The organism is Clostridium rectalis, from assembly GCF_900626095.1.
In the GTDB taxonomy this organism is placed as follows: Bacteria; Bacillota; Clostridia; order Clostridiales; family Clostridiaceae; genus Clostridium_AS; species Clostridium_AS rectalis.
This window is the reverse complement of record NZ_UYZZ01000016.1, coordinates 1-19,721: the sequence shown is the minus strand read 5'-3', so window position 1 is coordinate 19,721 and position 19,721 is coordinate 1. Positions and strand designations below refer to the sequence as shown.

General features: G+C 27.4%; 19 protein-coding genes. 2 read left to right on the top strand and 17 right to left on the bottom strand.

The window, feature by feature from the left end; translation table 11 throughout:
- Positions 1-213: 213 nt before the first annotated feature.
- From EJL03_RS15580 to EJL03_RS15520, 13 genes are all read right to left on the bottom strand, one after another.
- On the bottom strand, positions 214-888 hold the full coding sequence (locus EJL03_RS15580; RefSeq protein ID WP_164509124.1) for an ABC transporter ATP-binding protein: 675 nt from the start codon (positions 886-888) through the stop codon (positions 214-216).
- A gap of 34 nt (positions 889-922) precedes the next feature.
- Entirely contained in the window at positions 923-1,171 is a 249-nt protein-coding gene (locus EJL03_RS15575) for a hypothetical protein (protein ID WP_125154886.1), read from the bottom strand.
- Positions 1,172-2,266: 1,095 nt separating this feature from the next.
- Positions 2,267-3,007 (bottom strand): class I SAM-dependent methyltransferase, encoded by a 741-nt coding sequence (locus tag EJL03_RS15570; protein WP_125154885.1) that lies wholly within the window; start codon positions 3,005-3,007, stop codon positions 2,267-2,269.
- Positions 3,000-3,902 (bottom strand): AraC family transcriptional regulator, encoded by a 903-nt coding sequence (locus EJL03_RS15565; protein ID WP_125154884.1) that lies wholly within the window; start codon positions 3,900-3,902, stop codon positions 3,000-3,002. Before EJL03_RS15565 ends, EJL03_RS15570 begins: the two co-directional genes overlap by 8 nt.
- 433 nt (positions 3,903-4,335) lie before the next feature.
- Positions 4,336-5,034 carry a LiaF transmembrane domain-containing protein gene (locus tag EJL03_RS15560; protein WP_125154883.1) on the bottom strand — a complete coding sequence of 233 codons (699 nt, stop codon included), beginning with the start codon at positions 5,032-5,034 and terminating at the stop codon, positions 4,336-4,338.
- Between the two features lies 1 nt (position 5,035).
- Positions 5,036-5,491 carry a LytTR family DNA-binding domain-containing protein gene (locus EJL03_RS15555; protein WP_125154882.1) on the bottom strand — a complete coding sequence of 152 codons (456 nt, stop codon included), beginning with the start codon at positions 5,489-5,491 and terminating at the stop codon, positions 5,036-5,038.
- A 93-nt stretch (positions 5,492-5,584) separates the two neighbouring features.
- On the bottom strand, positions 5,585-6,682 hold the full coding sequence (locus EJL03_RS15550) for an ABC transporter permease (protein ID WP_125154881.1): 1,098 nt from the start codon (positions 6,680-6,682) through the stop codon (positions 5,585-5,587).
- Position 6,683: 1 nt separating this feature from the next.
- Positions 6,684-7,862 carry an ABC transporter permease gene (locus tag EJL03_RS15545; protein ID WP_125154880.1) on the bottom strand — a complete coding sequence of 393 codons (1,179 nt, stop codon included), beginning with the start codon at positions 7,860-7,862 and terminating at the stop codon, positions 6,684-6,686.
- A gap of 251 nt (positions 7,863-8,113) precedes the next feature.
- Positions 8,114-9,052: an ABC transporter ATP-binding protein gene (locus EJL03_RS15540; RefSeq protein ID WP_125154879.1), complete on the bottom strand. Its 939-nt coding sequence runs from the start codon at positions 9,050-9,052 to the stop codon at positions 8,114-8,116.
- A 102-nt stretch (positions 9,053-9,154) separates the two neighbouring features.
- Positions 9,155-9,808, bottom strand: coding sequence for a response regulator transcription factor (locus tag EJL03_RS15535; protein WP_125154878.1), 654 nt, complete (start codon positions 9,806-9,808; stop codon positions 9,155-9,157).
- 99 nt (positions 9,809-9,907) lie between these two features.
- Complete coding sequence (locus EJL03_RS15530; RefSeq protein ID WP_125154877.1) at positions 9,908-11,065, bottom strand: sensor histidine kinase; 1,158 nt, start codon at positions 11,063-11,065, stop codon at positions 9,908-9,910.
- Positions 11,066-11,074: 9 nt separating this feature from the next.
- Entirely contained in the window at positions 11,075-11,452 is a 378-nt protein-coding gene (locus tag EJL03_RS15525; RefSeq protein ID WP_125154876.1) for a PH domain-containing protein, read from the bottom strand.
- A 107-nt stretch (positions 11,453-11,559) separates the two neighbouring features.
- A complete protein-coding gene (locus EJL03_RS15520; RefSeq protein ID WP_125154875.1) occupies positions 11,560-11,757 on the bottom strand; it encodes a DUF6019 family protein in 198 nt (65 codons plus the stop codon).
- 242 nt (positions 11,758-11,999) lie between these two features.
- Between EJL03_RS15520 and EJL03_RS16680 the strand changes: the two genes are divergently transcribed.
- Complete coding sequence (locus EJL03_RS16680; RefSeq protein ID WP_279222093.1) at positions 12,000-12,836, top strand: hypothetical protein; 837 nt, start codon at positions 12,000-12,002, stop codon at positions 12,834-12,836.
- A 256-nt stretch (positions 12,837-13,092) separates the two neighbouring features.
- Here the strand turns inward: EJL03_RS16680 and EJL03_RS15510 are convergent, their stop codons facing one another.
- The 3 genes from EJL03_RS15510 to EJL03_RS15500 form a co-directional block, all read right to left on the bottom strand.
- On the bottom strand, positions 13,093-14,367 hold the full coding sequence (locus tag EJL03_RS15510) for an AraC family transcriptional regulator (protein ID WP_125154874.1): 1,275 nt from the start codon (positions 14,365-14,367) through the stop codon (positions 13,093-13,095).
- 157 nt (positions 14,368-14,524) lie between these two features.
- A complete protein-coding gene (locus EJL03_RS15505) occupies positions 14,525-16,477 on the bottom strand; it encodes an oxidoreductase (RefSeq protein WP_125154873.1) in 1,953 nt (650 codons plus the stop codon).
- A gap of 31 nt (positions 16,478-16,508) precedes the next feature.
- Positions 16,509-17,846 (bottom strand): APC family permease, encoded by a 1,338-nt coding sequence (locus EJL03_RS15500; RefSeq protein ID WP_125154872.1) that lies wholly within the window; start codon positions 17,844-17,846, stop codon positions 16,509-16,511.
- A gap of 509 nt (positions 17,847-18,355) precedes the next feature.
- Here EJL03_RS15500 and EJL03_RS15495 point away from each other — a divergent pair.
- Entirely contained in the window at positions 18,356-18,604 is a 249-nt protein-coding gene (locus tag EJL03_RS15495) for a hypothetical protein (RefSeq protein WP_125154871.1), read from the top strand.
- Between the two features lie 78 nt (positions 18,605-18,682).
- Here the strand turns inward: EJL03_RS15495 and EJL03_RS15490 are convergent, their stop codons facing one another.
- Positions 18,683-19,390: an ABC transporter ATP-binding protein gene (locus EJL03_RS15490; RefSeq protein ID WP_125154870.1), complete on the bottom strand. Its 708-nt coding sequence runs from the start codon at positions 19,388-19,390 to the stop codon at positions 18,683-18,685.
- Between the last annotated feature and the right edge of the window lie 331 nt (positions 19,391-19,721).

Here is a 19,721-nt window from a genome sequence, read left to right as displayed (position 1 = left end):
ATATGACTCCTAATGAATTTTACCACCTCTATTCTGGAGAACAGCTAACTGATATTGAGGTAAGGGTGTAATTATAAGAAAAGGCGAGAATTAATTAGATATTGTCCAAAATAAAGGGGTTAATCCGAATACTAAAGATTATTGATAATGTTCTTTTAGGTTGATTTTTCATATATTTTATAATTAATTTAAAATTACTCATAATATTATCCTCTAACTTAAATTTTTCATTATGGAGCCATCTTTTAATTTTAAAATTCTATCTGCATAAGAGGCTACATTTAGATCATGTGTTATCATTATAAGTGTTTGATTGAACTTTTTTATTGAACTACATAGTATATCTAAAACTTCATTAGTTGAATTACTATCTAAATTTCCAGTAGGCTCATCTGCAAATACTATATTAGGTTTGGTTACAAGAGCTCTTGCTATAGCCACCCTTTGTTGTTGCCCTCCGGATAATTGACTTGGATAATAGTGTAGTCTATCTTTTATATTTAGATATTCTACAAGATAATTAAAATATTCAATATCAAATCTACCCTTGTCTACCATTAGTGGAAGTTTTATATTTTCCTCAGCTGTTAATACAGGAATTAAATTAAATGATTGAAATATAAAACCAAATTCTTTTCTTCTTAAATCTGATAAAGCATTTTCATTAATATCATATATATTTTTTCCTTTAAATATTATTTCTCCTTCCGTTGGTTTATCTAAACCAGCCATAATATGAAGAAGAGTACTTTTACCCGAACCACTGGGTCCCATAATTGATAAAAATTCTCCTTTATTTACAGTTAGATTTATTCCGTTTAAAACTTGTACTTTCCCAGTTCCACTTCCATAGGTTTTATATATATTTTTTATGGAAATCATATACAAATCCCCCCATTTTAACATTAAAATATTTCAAAGATTAATTATTTTTTATACATGTACATAGCTTATTTGTCAAAGATATTACACTATAAAAATCAAATAAATTAAATTGATTAAAATCTATATTTTTATTTAATTGTGCTTGTATATTTTTTAATAATCTATATGCATTAGTCTTATTTATTCCTTGCATCCATAATGGAATTGGTTTTATTGGTTCCTTTAAAAAATCATTTACTTCTTTATTAATTATGAAATAATATCCATTTTCACGCCATGGCAACATTTGAGGTACTGCTTGAGCTAAAAATTCATTACCAATCCTCTTTTGTTATATATCTGTTAGAGCAGCAGCAAAACCAGAAGTTGCTTTAAATGGTTTAAATATTGATACTTTACCTCAAAGTATACCCTCTAAATCAAAAATAACATACAGAACTGTTGGATGGACAGTTAATTATGATAAATTTAAAATGATAATGGATAAAACAGCTACTAAAGCTTATTAATTTCTTTTATTATTTGCCATTGAAAATCCTATAAAAGCACACATGCACCCCATTATTGCGCCTCCTATAATACCTGAAAATATCATAAAATTTGATTCACTAGAAAAATATTATTTTAAACTTCATCCCTAACTCCTTCTGCTTCTATTTAAATCAGTGTAGTTCTTATAAAAATCATAGATTTTGTTTCCCTACCTAAATACATCTTATGTTAATGTTCAACCTTTTTAAAGTATTTATATTTGTTCCATATCTTTGATTTAAATACATATTATGTTAATGTTCAACCGGACTACAATGGGGTCTGTTCATCGGTCTTTTGACTATTTAAATACATCTTATGTTAATGTTCAACCCCCACAATCGCACCTACATTCCCATTTTTCGTTAATTTAAATACATCTTATGTTAATGTTCAACCATCATAAAATAGGCATTCCTTAATATTAAGGGTATCATCTAACCATTGATATTTCAAGGTTTCACTAAAAGTTTTCCAAGTGATTTCATTTTTTAAAAAAGCTAAAAACAAAACCCTACCCTAAGCCTTGTATTTCAATAGCTAGGATAGGTTTATAATTTTGATTTACTTGGAAAATATAATTTAGATATTTTTTATACTAACATTGCCATAAACATATCCCTGAATTTTAAGGAAAGTTTTACTCCCATTAATTTTATAATAACTTTCTTAAAAGTTCTCTTTTTTTAGTAGCTTTCATTTAAATTTTAGAAATCCTTATTTTATGACGTACTAAATCTTTACCGGCACTAAAAAAGATGGGAATATTAAAGATAGTAGTCATCAGGTAAACCCGTAGCATTGCAAGTTTTAACTTGAAAATATGTAGGTTTTAAATAATACTTTTCTTTTAAATATAGCATTCATATATGAGTGTTTGGGTGGATTTGTCTAGGGCTTGATTTTTATTAAAATCATTGTAGACATAACTTCCTATAAAGCCTGCCTGTAAAATAAGATTTTGAAGATATTTATAGTCGTAAAGTTTCACTCTAAAATCCATTTTCTCTTTTTTAATTAAATTTTCACCTTTGTATAATTCATATAAACTTGGTGTTAATAATATTTTGCTTTCCTTGTGATAAAAGCTTTTGGTTTTTAATATTAAATCATATCCTTCTTTGGTGGTTACACTAGAGTTTTCAATATAATAATCTCTATCACAAGTTATGTTTGCTAAAGTTTCAGCAGCAAAAACAAACTTTCCATGGGGCTTTAGTGATTCTCTCATTTTTACCAAAACATTAAATGCAGTTTCTTCCTTTAAAAATAAAGAAAATGAGCCAGAGGTAATAAAAATATAGTGGTATTTTTCATTTGGAGAAAAATTTTCAATAGAACTTTGAAATACCTTTGCATTAGGGGACTTTTTAAAAAGCTTTTTTAGCATATCTTTAGACATATCAAAACCCGTAATATTAAAGCCTCTTTCTAAAAAAGGTATTAAAAATCTTCCTGTGCCACAAAGTGGCTCTAATATTTTCATTTCTTTTTTTGCATATTGTAAATAGAAATTTAATTCATCCTCCGGTGCCTTAGGATGCAATAGCTCATACATTGTAGTACATAAGCTTCCATAATAATTAATCATAAATATCCCCTTTCACTTTTTTAATTGGTACATAAATATCCATAACAGTATCTGGTCTTAAATGGCATCTCTCATCATAAAATTCAAAGTCTAATTTTTCTTCATCATATACGTATTCATTATTTTTAAACCATGTATCAAATATATATTTCCATGTTTCTTTTATAACTTTAGCAAATTCCTTTTGATCTTGATCTTCCAGTGTATTTACAGGGTTTGTAGTAAATACTGCATACTGTGCCTTTGGTATTTCCACAGTTATCATATCTGAAGTTGTCTTGGAAAAATCCTCTACAATAACCCCTAATAAATATATTACATCCCCGCTACTAAAACAGGGTATACAAAGTCCAATTTCTCCATGTTTTAATGGTGATAAAACTTTATATAATTTACTTTCCAAATTTTCTCCATTGTAATTACTCCAAAAAGAAGCTACATCTTTTGTATATTTACCCTGTGCCACATTAGTTTTAATTCCATACCCTGCAACTTTAAATCCACTTTTTTCAACTATAATTGGCTTATTTATAGCCGTCGCTCCCAATAAATTATTTTTAATTTTGTCATTACTCTTCATTTTTTTAATATACTCACTTGGGCTACATTGGAACTCTTTTTTAAATGCCTTTGCAAAACTGCTTGGTGTTTCAAACCCCCACTTTAAAGCAATATCTATTATTTTTTCACCTTCCAATAAATCTATAGTAGATAAAGAAAGTCTTCTTTTTCTTACATATTCCATTAATGGCACCCCCTTTAAAAAGGAGAAAACTCTACAGAAATGATATGTTGAGTATCCTATTTCCTGTGTAATTTCCTTAAGGGTAAGAGGCCTATTAATATGCTCTTCTATATAATCAATACACTTTTCTATATCTTTTCTATAATTCATAAAGTACTCACCTACTTTTTAAAGCTATTATTATGATATAACAACATAGTATATTTTTCTGTTCCTATTTTGCTATCTTTATTACTAAAGAGTAAAATAATTATAAATGATTATTAGAAACACACTGTTACATCTTTTTTTCTTATAATTTAGCCTAAAATTTAGATTAAGTGCTTCAACTCAATGGCATGTTACTTATATAATCCCTATATTCATTTAAAATTTTAAAAAACTTATAAAGAGGAATTTTAACGGTTATCTTCCACTAAAGAAGATAGATGGTTACAAACTGTAACTATAAGATAAAGTTTTAAGTATAAAAAGAGATTTATATGACTTAAAACTTAACTTTTTATTTAAAACATCTCTTATCTTTTAAATAAATATAAAATTTAAAGGGAGTAAAAACTCCCCTCTAATAAAACTTTGTCTATTAAATATAAATTATCTCTACTCCTGCAAAACTTATATTGCCAACCAGTGTTAAGGTATTTGTTATGACGGAATCACTTTTATTTTTTTCACTAATTCCACCTAAAAACACATCAGTTTTATCTTCAATTCTCCAATTTTTTGGTACATAAAGCTCTACTCCTGAAAAAGAGGCATCAATTCTAACCACAGCATTTTCACTTTTCATAGAAGCATTATCAAAATAAACCTTGATACCTGAAAAAGTACAACTAATATCTGCCCTTTCAAATTTATTTGAGTTTATATATTTTATGCTACCACTGAAGGAATTTTTGAACCTAACATGATCCTCATCTTCTATATTAATATCCTGAAAACTATAATCATCATGCTTTTCTCTGCCTTGGAACCATTTACTATTTTTATGAAAAATCATAGAAAGACCAATGCTTAAAAGAAATGCTGCAAATAATACAGGCCCTGGTGTAATGCTTGTAAGCCCTAGTTGCTTGTCATATATTATGCATAGAAATGCAATAGGGAATAAAACACCAAAAAAATTAATACGTAATAGACTCTTTACAATAACTATAACTAAAAAAACTGTGATTAATAAACTAAATGCATTTACATCTGGAAAGAATCCAAGCTTGCTTATAATCATAAAAATACCTGATAATACAAGAAAAACACCCCAAAATATTCTCTTTCCTTTCATCTCATTTCCTCTTTTCTAATAATTTTATTTTTAATGGCTTATAGTAGTATCTTGAAACATATACTTGCTTATGAGTATTTAAAAACTCAACCTTACTTGATGAAGATATACTACGTGTTATGGAGTAAATATGATTAGTATTTAAAATTGTTGACTTTGACACCCTCATGAAATATCCTGGCAAAACCTCTTCAAGTTCGTAAAGCTTATATTTCACACTATATATATTATCTTTAGTATGTGCACAAATACCTTTTGCTTCTGTTTCGAAAAATAAAATATCCTCTAAACTTAGATAATACTCAGTATCCCCTTTATAAAAAGTAATCTGTTTTTTATGAGATACAATTTCCTGAAGCAAACTTTGAATATTTTTAACATCATCATTTAATTCATTACATCTAATAATAACTTCATTTTCTTTAATTTTATTGTCTACTTCAATTCGTAATCTCATATTTTCACTCCTTACACTGTTATTATATTAACTGCATTTACCCTTGTAAATATATATTGGGCAAGTGGTGAGTTTTCCTTTATAAGTGGTATCTTAATTCTCTATAAAATTTCTTACTTTAATGTTTCCTGCTGTAAATAGTACTAAAGACATTAAAACTATAATAAAAATATTAGGAAATAATCTAAAATGTTTTATGCTATCAAATACCCAATATTGAGGAGTAAATTTTCCTATATTCAATAATATACAAGAAGGTTTATTTGTATATAGTCCTATAGAATTTAAACTTAAAAATGTTGTGCTTATACCTACTATATTAACCACAAGAGCTGCCACCGCTTCATTTTGAAGTAATCTAGTTACAAACACACCTAAACTTACTGAAAATATGCTTGCAAGTATTATATTTATAAATATAAGTAAAATATTGTTAAAAGAATACCCAATTATAAACTTTCCACATATATAAACCAACATATACACAAAACTTTGAATAAAAACCATGCCCAAATATATTCCACCTATTATTTCAAAACCTCTATTGGATGTAGTTATAGCCCTTTTTAATATATTTTGTCTCTTAAAAGCCAATATTTCTGATACCACATTATTAGCTGAAAAAATTACAAAATTAATTATTAAAACTAATACCAAAAATATTTCTTCCTCCAAATCTTTAGTATTTTCTATAACCGTATTTACACTCTTTTTATCTAACTCATCTTTACTTTTTATAATGTTTTTACTCATTAATAAATTTTCTCTAACTTTTTTATTTATATTATCGTTTATCCACTTTTCTATAGGTAGTGTTCCATTACCTATTTCTTTTTTATATGCTTTTATCTCTGGTTTTTTTCCATTTTTAATGCTTTCAGAAAAATCCTTAGGTATTTCATATACCGCTACTATATCATTTTTATTTAATGATTCCATAGCCTTATCCTTATTATTATTATAAATAGATTTATCTGGTATTTTAAGTTCTTCTAAAAGTTCTTTTCCACATTTACCTAAGTCTTCTACATTAAAGGCTACATCTACCATAATAGTGTGTCCACCACTATTTTTTATCCCAAAATTAACTATACTTATAACTATAAGGGGCATAATAAACATAAAACCTATAACTTTAATATCTTTTATCATTCTTTTAAATTGTATAATTCCATATCTTAATATTTTCATGTTACTCCCCCCATTTCACATTAATCTTTATAAGACTAATGCAATATAAAACTATTGATATACTAACAAATGTCATTAAAAAATACTTAATAGATTCAAAGGAATTATAAATAAAAAAGCTTTTATAGGTTTTTATAATAAGTACATTAGGTGAAAAATCACTTAAAATTTTAAATATCTTATTAAAATTATTAATCACCTTATCAAGTGGAAAAAATACACCACCTAAACTTACACTAACTATAATAATTGTATTTAAAAATATCATTGCCATCTTTTTATTCTTAAAAAAAGCTATTACAAGTGAAGATACCGCTACCTCAAGCAAGCTTTTACTTAGTATTATTAAAATTAAAAGTCCAAAATTTCCACTAAAAGATAGTCCTAAAAGTCTATAGGCTAATACATATATTAAATTAAATAAAATCGCAAAAATATACCAGGAAACTAAGGAATAATTAAAATATTCAACTTTACTTATGGTTGTAGATAACATCCTTTGGAAAATACCTTTTTTCTTTTCATCATAATATCCATTGCAAAGTGACATTATAGTTACTATAAACATAAAACTTAATATAGACACTGAATAGTATTCATAAGATGTTAAATTTCTTGTGTCTTTTACTATGGAATTTTTTATAGAATCCTTTATATATATATTGGTAATTTCATTTGAGGTTTCTTTAATTAATAAATCCTTTTTATCTTTAGAAATATCCATTTTATTTATGTTGTTTTCTATTATAAAATTATTTTTCACTTCTTTCATGTAGTTATCTGTTAAGTCCTTTAATATTTTAGAAGATATTTCCCTATCTTTTTCTCTTTCATTTATTTTTACTACAGCTAATTTATCTTCCATAATAGCTTTTTCATATCCCTTTGGAATTATTAATTCTTGTCCTGCCTTTTCCCTATACTTTTTAATATCTATAAATTCTTTTAACTGATTACTTTCTAAAAAATGAGTAAATCCCTTAGACAATTTTGAATTATCATGATCCTCTACATATATTGAAATTTTCTCTATTTCATTTTTAGGATTAAACATATCCTTTTGAAAATATCCATATAATGAACTTAAAACTATTGGAAATACTGCAAAAGTAAAAATCATAATAGGCAATTCTTTCAATAAAGATTTTAATGTTAGTTTTATAAATGCTCTTAACCTCACACTTTTTCCTCCCTATACAAAATTTAATATTGTAACTACTAGTAAATTCAATCTATTTACTTAATTTCATTGTCTTAATCTAATTTTTACTACTAATAAAATCAACCTATTTACCTAATTTCATTGTCTTAATTTAATTTTTACTCCTAATAAAATTAATCTATCTATTTAATTTCACTGTGTATTATAGTTTCCTTTTTATTTGGTAAAATTTAATCTTTAATTAATTGTAAGATAAATTAATAAAATAATTAATCCCTAAGCTTTTTACCTGTCAGTGCGAGGAATACCTCCTCTAACGTAGGCTCTTCAAAATTTATGCCCTTTACTAATACATCTTCTTTTTCAAGTATTTTAAATAAAGAATTTAATTTAAAATCATTTTCATGAACTAAAAGTTTTATAATTCCCGTTTTCTCTTCACACTGTAAAACACCTTTTAATGATTTAATATTTAATATAGTCTCCCCATTATAGTTCTCCAATTTTAATATCACCCTATTTTTATCCCTTACCATGGATTTTATATAATTCTTATTTCCATAGGCTACTTCTTTTCCTAAATCCATAATAAATAAATTATTACAAAGCATTTCAACCTCTTCCATATAGTGAGATGTATAAATTACAGTAGTATTTTCATCTCTGTTTATTTTTTTTGTAAACTCAAATATATGATTTCTCGACTGAGGATCTATACCTACTGTAGGCTCGTCCATTATAAGTATTTTAGGATGATGCATTATGGCTGCAGCTATATTTAACCTTCTTTTCATACCCCCAGAAAATTTTTTAACCTTTTCACGTCTTTTTTCTTTAAGTCCTATAACTTCTAATGCCTCATCTATTCTCTCTTTTAAAAGCTTCCCTTTAAGGTTATATAAACTTCCAAAAAACTCGAGATTATCAAGGGCGGATACAGTTTCTATTAATGCTATTTCCTGTGGTACTAATCCTATATATTCTTTAGCCTTTAAAGCCTCACTTGTTATAGAATGTCCCCCAATTTTTATATCTCCTGAAGTTGATTTTAAAATACTAGTCATTATATTTATTAATGTAGACTTTCCCGCTCCATTAGGCCCTATAAGTCCAAATATTTCCCCTTCCTCAATTTTAAAGTTTATATTATCTAAAACTAATTTATCATTAAACCTTTTTGTAACATTATTTACCTCAATTATGCTCATTTAAAAAACCTCCTTAAACTTTCTAAGTATATAATAGAAAATTTAAGGAGGTTTTACTATTGTCTAAAGTAACTAATACAAATGACTTAAGTCACTAAATGTTTAATTTATTATATTATTTTTAAAAGCAAATATAGCTATTTGGGTTCTATCTCTTAAGTCTAATTTGGAGAGTATATTACTTATATTGTTTTTTATAGTTCCTTCTGATAGATATATTCTATCTGCTATCTCTTTGTTTGAAAGTCCACTAGCAATTTCTCTTATAATATTAATTTCTCTTTTTGTAAGATTATATTTTAGATTAATATCATTATCATTTAATGCTTTATCATAATTAGTATTAAGTATAATATTATTTGCCACATCTGGATGAACCACAACATTTCCCTTTAAACAGGCTTTTATGCCCTCATAAATTAAATCATTTGAACTATCCTTTAGTAAATAACCAGATGCTCCAAATTTTAATGCCTCATGAATATATTCTTTATCATTAAATGTGGTTAATATTAATATTTTTATATGAGGAAACTTTTCTTTTATAATTCTTGTACCCAATACTCCATCACAATTTGGCATTCTTATGTCCATTAAGACTACATTTACATCCTGATGTTTACATATTTCAAGCCCCTGTATACCATCACCAGCAACACCTACAACTTCAATGTCCTCATAGGTAGAAAGAATTATTTTTAATCCTTCTCTTATTAATTTTTCATCATCAATTATAATAATATTGGTTTTATCCATTTTATAATCCTTTCTCTTACGAATTGTGAATTCTAAAAATGGTTATCTAATTATTTACACAATCACTATATGCTTAATAAACTTTATAATAAAATTTGCTTAAATTTCATTTAGCCGTGGATACAATACTACTTTTAATAAAAATCCTTCACCTTTTTTACTATTATAAGCTGCGGTACCACCTAATTCATTAACTCTTTCCCATATGCCTCTAAGTCCAACGCCTTTTTCTATTTTATCCGTACCTTGTCCATTATCTTTAAGAGTTATAATTAGGTTTTCTTTATTATATCCCATAAAAATGTCTATTCTTGTGGCTTTTCCATGCCTTAAAGAATTTGATAAAAATTCCTGAACTATCCTATATAAAACAAAACATTGATCCGAATTAAGGCTCCATTTTTCCTTTGAAAAGTTAAGTTTTATCTTTATTCCAGTAAGCTTTTCAAAATTCTTTGTTAGTTCTTCTACAGCCAAAATTCCTTCGTATTTTTCAAATTCTCTAGGCTTTAAAGCTCTTACAGCACATCTTACTTCCTCTAAACTATTTTTTGTAAACTTACCTAGATTTTTTGCCATTTCACATGTGAGTTTACTATCCTTAACAGAAATTTTTTCTATTGCTCCTAATTGTATAATCATTGTAGATAAACTATGCCCTACACTATCATGAATTTCTCTAGATATTCTATTTCTCTCACGAAGAGATGTAAGTTCCTCTATAGAACTTGCATAGCTTTCTAAATCTCTATTAGCTTTTTTTAATTTTCCCTCTGAAATTCTAAGTTTATCATATAAATCTTGTGCTCTTAATTTTGCACTATTTTCTTCTTTTATATAAGTTGCCAAAATAAATAGCATAACAAAAGAAGTGACCAAGGACAATTTATCTGTTAAATTTAAACCCCATCCAAGAGATACTACTATGGTTAATATCATACAAAATGTAAAATAAGATAACTTTCCTTTAAGAAAAAGAGCAGAATCTAAAACATCTGTAAAAAAATAAAAAAACAATATGCCAGAATAATTTCTATACCCAATATAAGCTAAAGTACATTCTAATACTATAGACATGAAAACAAATTTATAATTTTTATTATAAATAAAAAATCTAATATTATTATTGATAATAAATAATAATATCAAAATAACCCCATAGGGTGAAACATCACTCTTTTCCAGGGAAATAATACTAAAAACAAGAAACATTATAGCCATATATCTTACTATAATTAGTAGTTTTTTTCTCTCCATATTAAAACCTTATCTTAAAACATATTCAGCTAATACACTTTGAAGCTCATAGATGTTTAAACTTTGGTTAAATTGCTTTTCTATAGGTAACTCTGTTCCTGCAATCCAGATTTTTAGTTCTGCATCTAAATCAAAATGCCCTGCAGTTTCTATGCTAAAATGCGTTATAGATTTATATAAAATAGAATGATACTCTGTTTTCTTTGCTGTCATACCTTGCTTATCAACTAAAATCAATCTTTTATTTGTAAAAATAAACATGTCACGGATAAGTTTATAAGCTTTTTCCACCCTTTCATTTTGTGCTAATATTTTACTATACTCTTCCTGAACCTCAGCTATACTAACCTCAGAAGCATTCCCCATCAATCCACTAAATAATCCCATATGTTCCCTCCTAAATACTTAATCTTTTATATTTTTATAAATTATTTTTAAAATACTTCTTTTATAATACTAAAATATAATTAAATGAACAACTGTTTTATTCCGGTTTATATATCTGTTTTAGTAGTTTTATCTAAAAAGCTATTCATTGCCCCGTTATTTTTTTTCTCTTCACAAGATTCAATAGCTATTAAATCTTTCAATGCCTCTTTTATTCCATTTCTAACTGCCCATTTTATAACAAAATATAATATAATCAAAAGAATACATACAGTACCACTACCAATACCTAATTCTTTCCACATAACATTACCCCTTTCTAATTTATTTAATAATTAACCCAACTCTTAGTATAAATTCAAGTATCATAATCACACTAAAATGTGATTTATATTAAAGTTATTTTAAATATTAATTATTCATATGCTGCCAACATTTCAATAACATATAATTAACACTCTTCATACTATATATTAGTATAGATTATTAGAAGAAAGCAATACTGAAAATTAATTAAATTATATTATTAAACTTAGAAGGTGATAATTTGAGTAGTAAATGTAATAAAGTTATATGTATACCTTCATATGGTAGATGTACTTGCCCACGTGGTGTAACCGGAGCAACTGGTCCACAAGGTATAACAGGCATTACTGGTGCTCAAGGAATTACTGGTCCCACTGGCATTAGGGGAGTAACAGGACCTACTGGACCTCAAGGCGTAACAGGCATTACTGGTGCTCAAGGAATTACTGGTCCCACTGGCATTAGGGGAATAACAGGACCTACTGGACCTCAAGGAGCGACTGGTGCTACAGGTGTTACTGGTGCAAGTGTAGGAACATTTATACCTTTTTCCACTACACCTTTAAACATTGGTTCTGCAATTTCTTTATCTAATAATGAGGCTGGAGAGACATTGAGTATTATACTTTTTGGATACGGTTCAAATACAGTAGGTGTTGATTTAACTGCACCTAATTCAAATGTATTTGTACCATCTTCTAGAACTCAATGGTTAGCATTTAAGATGCCTTTTGATGGTGTTTTAAAAACACTTACCTTTGGATTTGCTTTTGAATCTGACAATACACCAGATAGGAATATTACTCCTTATGCGGTTATTGCAACAGCACCTGAAAATAGCAATACTTTTACTTTTGAAGCTAGCTCACTAACCTATACAAATCAAACTTTTTTACAGTCTGTATTATATAATGGATTTGAAGCTATTACAGGCTTATCAACTAATTTAAACGTCCCATTACCACTTGGGACCCAAGTGTCTATCTGTATTGGGTTAGTTACCAGTACAAGCGACTCCCCTTATCAATTTCCAGGTTATCCTATAGTTAGTGGTGGAATTTTAATTGAACCACAATAATCATTTAAACAATTAATATATAACTATTATCTTAAACAAACTATTTTATATAAAATACTGCCCTACTTAAATTTTTATTGTAAGGCAGTATTTTTACATATTAATTATAAAATTTCCTATTTATATAAACTATGAAAAGTTTCAAAATAACAAAGAATATATCAGAGAGGTTTTAAAATAAAATGATTAAATAAGATTATAAAAAAATTTTATTTAATTATAGGCTTATTTGATTATATTAATTATTAGAATTTTTCTAAAGATTTTCTTTTATATAATGCCTTGGGGATAATCCTGTTACCCTTTTAAAGACAGTGCAAAAATAACTTACACTACAAAATCCTAATTGAAAGGCAATATCTTCTAATGATAATTGACTTTGTTTTAAAAGCTCTATTGATTTATCTATTCTATAGTTAGTTAAATATTTATTAAATGAAATGCCAAATATATCTTTAAATCTTCTACCAAAATAATAGGGACTATAATTACATAATCTAGCTGCCTTTTCTAAATTAAAATTACTATGTTTATAATATTTTTTTATACATTCTTCAATAAATAGTTTCATCTTTTCATCTATATTTTGATGTATTATTATACTGTTTTTCATAACTTCTTGACAAAATTCAATTATTATCTTTTCTATAGATCCAATAAAATTACTATTAAGCACTTCTTTCATTGCTACTATACTTATGTGATCAATTTTTTCTTTTTCTATCCCTTCCTTTATATAAAAGCTAGATATACTATCTACTAACTTTACCATTTGCATGCGAACATCCACAGAAGAAGTGTTGGTATTAGATATATGCTTAATCATTTTTTGAATTTCTTCAATATATCCTTTAAAATTTACACTATCAATATAAAAAATTATCTTAGCAGCAAAACTATCCATATCTTCTTTACATAATAAAATACGCTCCTCTTGAACCTCGTCATAAAAAGTATAGTTTTCTCTTCCCTTACTAAAATTATTTTCAAAAGCTTTTTGACACTGAATATACCCTCTAGGAAATTCATTAATATTCTTACAAAAATCACTAATTCCAATAGATATGCTTTCTTTAGTAAACTTTTTAACCTTATTAATTAAATATTTAGCTATTTTTCCCAATTGTATTTTTGTTATAGTATCCTCTGAAAAGCATAAAAATACTCCAATAGTATCTCTACCAAGAAAAGAAGCTACTACACCCTTTATTGCCAGTTCTTCTAGACACATCTCTAATCTATTGATAACGTTTACTTTTTGTGGGTAAATTGAAAATCTTGGAAAGGAATTATAAATATCATTACAATCATCCACTCTCACTAAAAATAAAATTTCAGGAGGTTTATTTAATTTAAGTAACTTTAATATATAACTTAAATTGCTTAATTTTAAGTTACCGTATATAGCACTATAGGCAAATTCTTGACAATAAAATTCATAATTGCCTTTTTTAGAGTAACCATTATAACGTCTAAAAGTATTTGGAATATCAAGTTCCTTTCTTATACTTATATTACTTTTATTCTCCACAACCGCCACCCCACTACAGTTTTTTTAAACTTAGTTAAAACTATTATATCATATATATTTTAAAATTATGAACTTTAAAGATTTCTTAAAATATATTTTAAACTTATACCTATATTAAAAACCGAGTATAATTTAATATTATACCCGGCTAAAAAAACTATAAAGTTGTACCGATATCGTATCCACTTCTTATTGCATCTAATACTTTTCTAGGTTTAAAGCTATCCCCAATATTGTAAAATTCCATATTATATTTTCTTAAAGAATCCACCTGTTGTATTTTTGATTTTAAACCTGCTGCTACTATTACAGTATCCCCCTTAAATAAAACTTCTCTACCTTCTTTATCTATAGCCAATACTCCCGTTTCAACTATCTTTTTACATTTAGTATTGGTAACAATATTTACTGGGTGTTTTGCTAAATTTATCATAAGTGCTTCCCTATATAGATATGCCCCATCTATAACAACATCTGGTCTCATTTCTATAACAGTAAGTTTTTTACCTTGTGATGACAAATTCAATGCTTCCTCACAGCCTATTAATCCACCGCCAATTATTATAACCTTTTTTCCTATTTCCTCACTTCTTTTTATAATCTCTGTAGCAAGTATTACATTTTTGTTTTCAATTCCTTCTATATTAGGTTTAATAGGTTCTGCTCCCATTGCTGCTACCACTGCATCTGGATTTAAATAGTCTATTAATTCATTATTTACACAGGTATTTAACATAACTTTAATATCTCTTTTTAAAACTCTTTTAATAAGCACATTTTTAAACTTTTTAAGGTCTGATTTAAAGGATATATTCTCTATAAGATTTATTGCACCACCTAAACTATCACTTTTCTCACAAAGAATAACTTGATGCCCTCTATCTGAAGCAGTAATTGCAGCCTGCATACCTGCAGGACCACCTCCAATAATAAGTACCTTCTTTTTTCTTTCTGGCTGTATTTTTCTTGTAGCCTCCTGTTCTCTTCCTATAATTGGATTAACAGAACACTTTAAACTTCTAATTGGATATTTTATATATGGAACAAAATCTCCACTTAAACAAACTAAACAACGTAAACATGGACTTATATCCTCTGCCTTTCTTTCCATAAGTTTTTTAGGCAAAAATGGATCCGCAAGTAATGGTCTTCCTAGAGATACTATATCTGCTTTTCCACTGGAGATTATGTGCTCCATTAAATCAGGGTCATTTATTCCTCCAACTACAGCCACTGGAGTTTTTACAGCCTTTTTTATTTTTTCAGCTAAAGGTACATTTATTCCCTTTTCATGAAAAGCTGATGGAAACATATGTGTATTGGTTGCAGGATTATGAAAAGTACAACTTGAGACATGGATAATATCAACTTTCCCATCAATTATTTTCGCAAATTCCACCATATCATCTATTGTTAATCCACCCTCCACATACTCAGAACCACTTAATCGAAACTCAATAGGAAAATCTTTTCCACATTTTTTTCTAATATTATCAATGACCATTAGAGAAATTCTAGCCCTGTTTTCTAAACTTCCACCAAATTTATCTCTACGATTATTATTAAGTGGTGATAAAAACTGATGTAAAAGCCATCCGTGAGCTCCATGAACCATAACCATATCACACCCACCAAGCTTTGCCATTTCAGCTGCATCTCCAAAAGCATTAACTACTTCTTCAATTACTTTTTCATCCATTTCCACAATAGGTCCTGCAAATAGTGGCTCCCCTGAACTAGGACCGTATACTGTACCATTATAATAATCCTTATTTGCCCTTCTTCCTGGATGAATTAATTGTATGGAAGCCAATGCCCCATGTCTATGAATTGCATCTGTAGTTCTTATTAATGATGGTAAAATATCCGGATTATCTAAACAAGGCATTCTACCATGAGCAACACCAGTTTTAGTATGAACATTACTTTCTCCAATGGTTACGATAGATGCCCCCCCTCTTGCTTTTAACTCAAAATACCCAATACTCTCCTGGGTAAAAAAACCCTCAAAAGTTCCATTTCCAGTATTACTTGGAGCTGATTCAATTCTATTTCTTAATGTTAAAGCTCCTATTTTTATAGGACTTAATACATTTTTATATTCCAACATATTCTTCCCTCACTTTTCTTATTATATTTTTCTAAGCTTCTTCATAACTTATTTCCATATTTACTTTTCCTGATTTATTTCTTAATACTGAGTAACTAATAGCAAATATTGCTACCGCCAAATTTCCAATAAATTCTGATGGTTTAAGATCCTTAAGTAACAATCCTATTTGAAGAATTGTGGATACTGCTCCTAATACACTAAAAAAAACTAATACCTTATAAGATACATGATATTTTGATTTTTCCCATAAATCTGGTACCACTTTGGGAAGATTTATAGCAGAATAACATACTATTGCAAAGAATAAATTATTTAATATTACTGCCATATTTCCAATAGTTGATATATTAAATTTAAAGAATATTGGAATTAAACTTTCCACATAAAATAAAGTTAATATAACATATGGAGTTTTATATCTATTTAATGCACCAAGTTTTTTAGGTAACCACCCATCTACACTGGCTTGAAGTATAGGTTTTGTAACCCAACCAAAACAAGCATTCAAAGTAGTAATTAATGCAAACATAGCTCCCCCAACTATGAAAAATACATATAAAGATTTAGGTAGTACCTCTTGTGCCACAACAGCCAATGACTTACCAGCCACCTCTGATACAGGTAAAACTCCTGAAGCTACTGTTGACATAAAAGCATATAAAATAGCTACAATTAAAGTACCAAAAATAACAGCAAAAGGAATATCTCTGGTAGGATTTTTAGCTTCCGCTCCAAGATGTATTACAACATTTGCTCCACCAATAGCCCATGTTAATAATGCAGCAGCAGATAGTAATCCTGAAACTCCATTAGTCATAAAATCTGGTGGGCTAAAAAAATTTGGTTGGATTTTCGTTATTCCAAACAATGAAAATGCCATTATAGCCATTGTCATTATAAAGGTCATAATATTCTGAACTTTTGAAGTGCTTTCCATTCCAAAAATATTTAGTAAATAAACCACCGTTAAAACTATAAAGGCTACTAATGTTTTATTAATTACAGGAACTAATGCAAATAAATAATCGGCGAAACTAATTGCATACATTGATAATGCAGACCAAGCTATGATGTGAATAATTATAAAAAACCCAGAATAGGTTCTTCGAGATAGTAATGCTAATTGGGTATAAAATCCACCCCTCATTCTTATTGTACCACTTACAAATATCATAGGAATGGTCATAGCAAGAGTGAAAAATGCTGCTATAAGCATGGCCAAATTGGTGGATCTACCTGTCATTGCTATGGCAACTCCTGTAAGTGCAAAAACTCCAGATCCTATAGTCTGTCCCACAGCTATAGATAATAACTCTTTTCTACCTAACACCCTCTTTAACTCCTTAGTTGATGTTACATTAGACATGTTATCCCCCCTTTATTTAATTGAGTTATTTAATTTAATTGCAGTATATCATTTACTAAGTGTAATGTCATTTAATAAAATTGCTTTAAAATTTAACTTTTTAGTTTTTATAGAAAAACTCTTTAATTAGAGAAAATTATTATTGTCTTTTTCGAGAAAAAAGCAGTACTAGACCTTATTTTCATCAGATAATAAATATTTTGAAAAAGGATATATATATTATATTTTTCCTTTATATTTATAAATAGTGTTAGTTTATTATGCTTTCCATTTATACTTAACGTTATTTATTATAATTGCATTCATATTTATAAATGGAGCGTTATTATTATACTTTCATTCATACTTATAAATAAAGTTGATTTTCAATACTTTATGGAATATATGTTTAAATTTATATATAATAAAATATAAACTGGTAATACATTACCTAGTAATTAATGTGTATAAAACATAGTAAATTCAAATTTTAATTGCATAACAAATAAAATATTAAGGAGCTGGAATTTATGTGGATAAGAACTCAAGACAAAAAACAATTAGTAAAAATAATAAAAGTACAAATAGGACCTATCTTGGGAGATAAAAAAAACAAAGTAAATATTTGGGGGCAGTTTGCACCAGCTGGACTTTTTTCATCAAATAAAGTGCTTTTAGGAATGTACCCTACAAATGAAAAAGCAATAGAGGAAATAGACCGAATTGAGGAAAGTATAATATCAAATCCTAAAGGTGTATATAATATGAGTTCATGTTAATAATTTAAATAAAATAAAAAATGTTCTTTAAAGCTTTAAAGAACATTTTTTACTATTAATCTATTAAAATTTAAGATTCTATAATGAAACTGATTGAACAATACATCCATCCTCTATTCTTATAATTTTTTCACAAACTTTAGCTATTTCCTCATCATGGGTGACTAATATTACAGTAGTATTAGTAGTTTTATTAATATCTTTTAATATTTTAATAATGTTAAAACTGTTTTCTTTATCTAAAGATCCGGTTGGTTCATCTGCTAAGATTATATCCGGACTATTGACTAATGCTCTTGCTACTGCAACTCTTTGTTGTTGTCCACCGGATAACTCAGTAACTTTTTTATTTGCAAATTTATCCATATCAACCTTTTTTAAATATTTTAATGCTAAACTTTTAATTTCATATTTATCTAACTTTTTTGTATTTCCTAAAAGCAACTTTCTATACACTAAAGGCATCTCAACATTTTCTATAACATTATAATCTGTAATTAAAGAAAATGTTTGAAATATAAACCCTATTTTGGTATTTCTTATTATAGCTAGTTCCTTATCTTCACACTTTGTAATATCTTTGCCATCATATATGTACTTACCGCTAGTACTTTTATCTAAACATCCAATTAAGTTTAATAATGTTGATTTTCCTGAACCCGATGTACCTAAAACGGCAATCATTTCACCCTTTTCTATATTAAGATTAATTTTATTTAAAGCATGTACAGTATCTTCTTTAGTACCATACTGTTTTACAATATCTTTTAATTGTATATAACTCAAATTTAATTCCCCCTTATTAAATCAATAATATTTTTTCTTTTTATATAGAAATTGAATATTATAAAAGTCATTAAAAACATAGAAATAGAAATAATAAATGACGGTATAATAGATTTAATAATTAGGAATTTGTTTAAATTTATCCTTAGTATATGGTTTATAAAAATTAAAATAATAACAGATATAAAGTTAGTTATAATTAATCGGATTAACCCCTTTATTTTGGACAATATCTAATTAATTCTCGCCTTTTCTTATAATTACACCCTTACCTCAATATCAGTTAGCTGTTCTCCAGAATAGAGGTGGTAAAATTCATTAGGAGTCATAT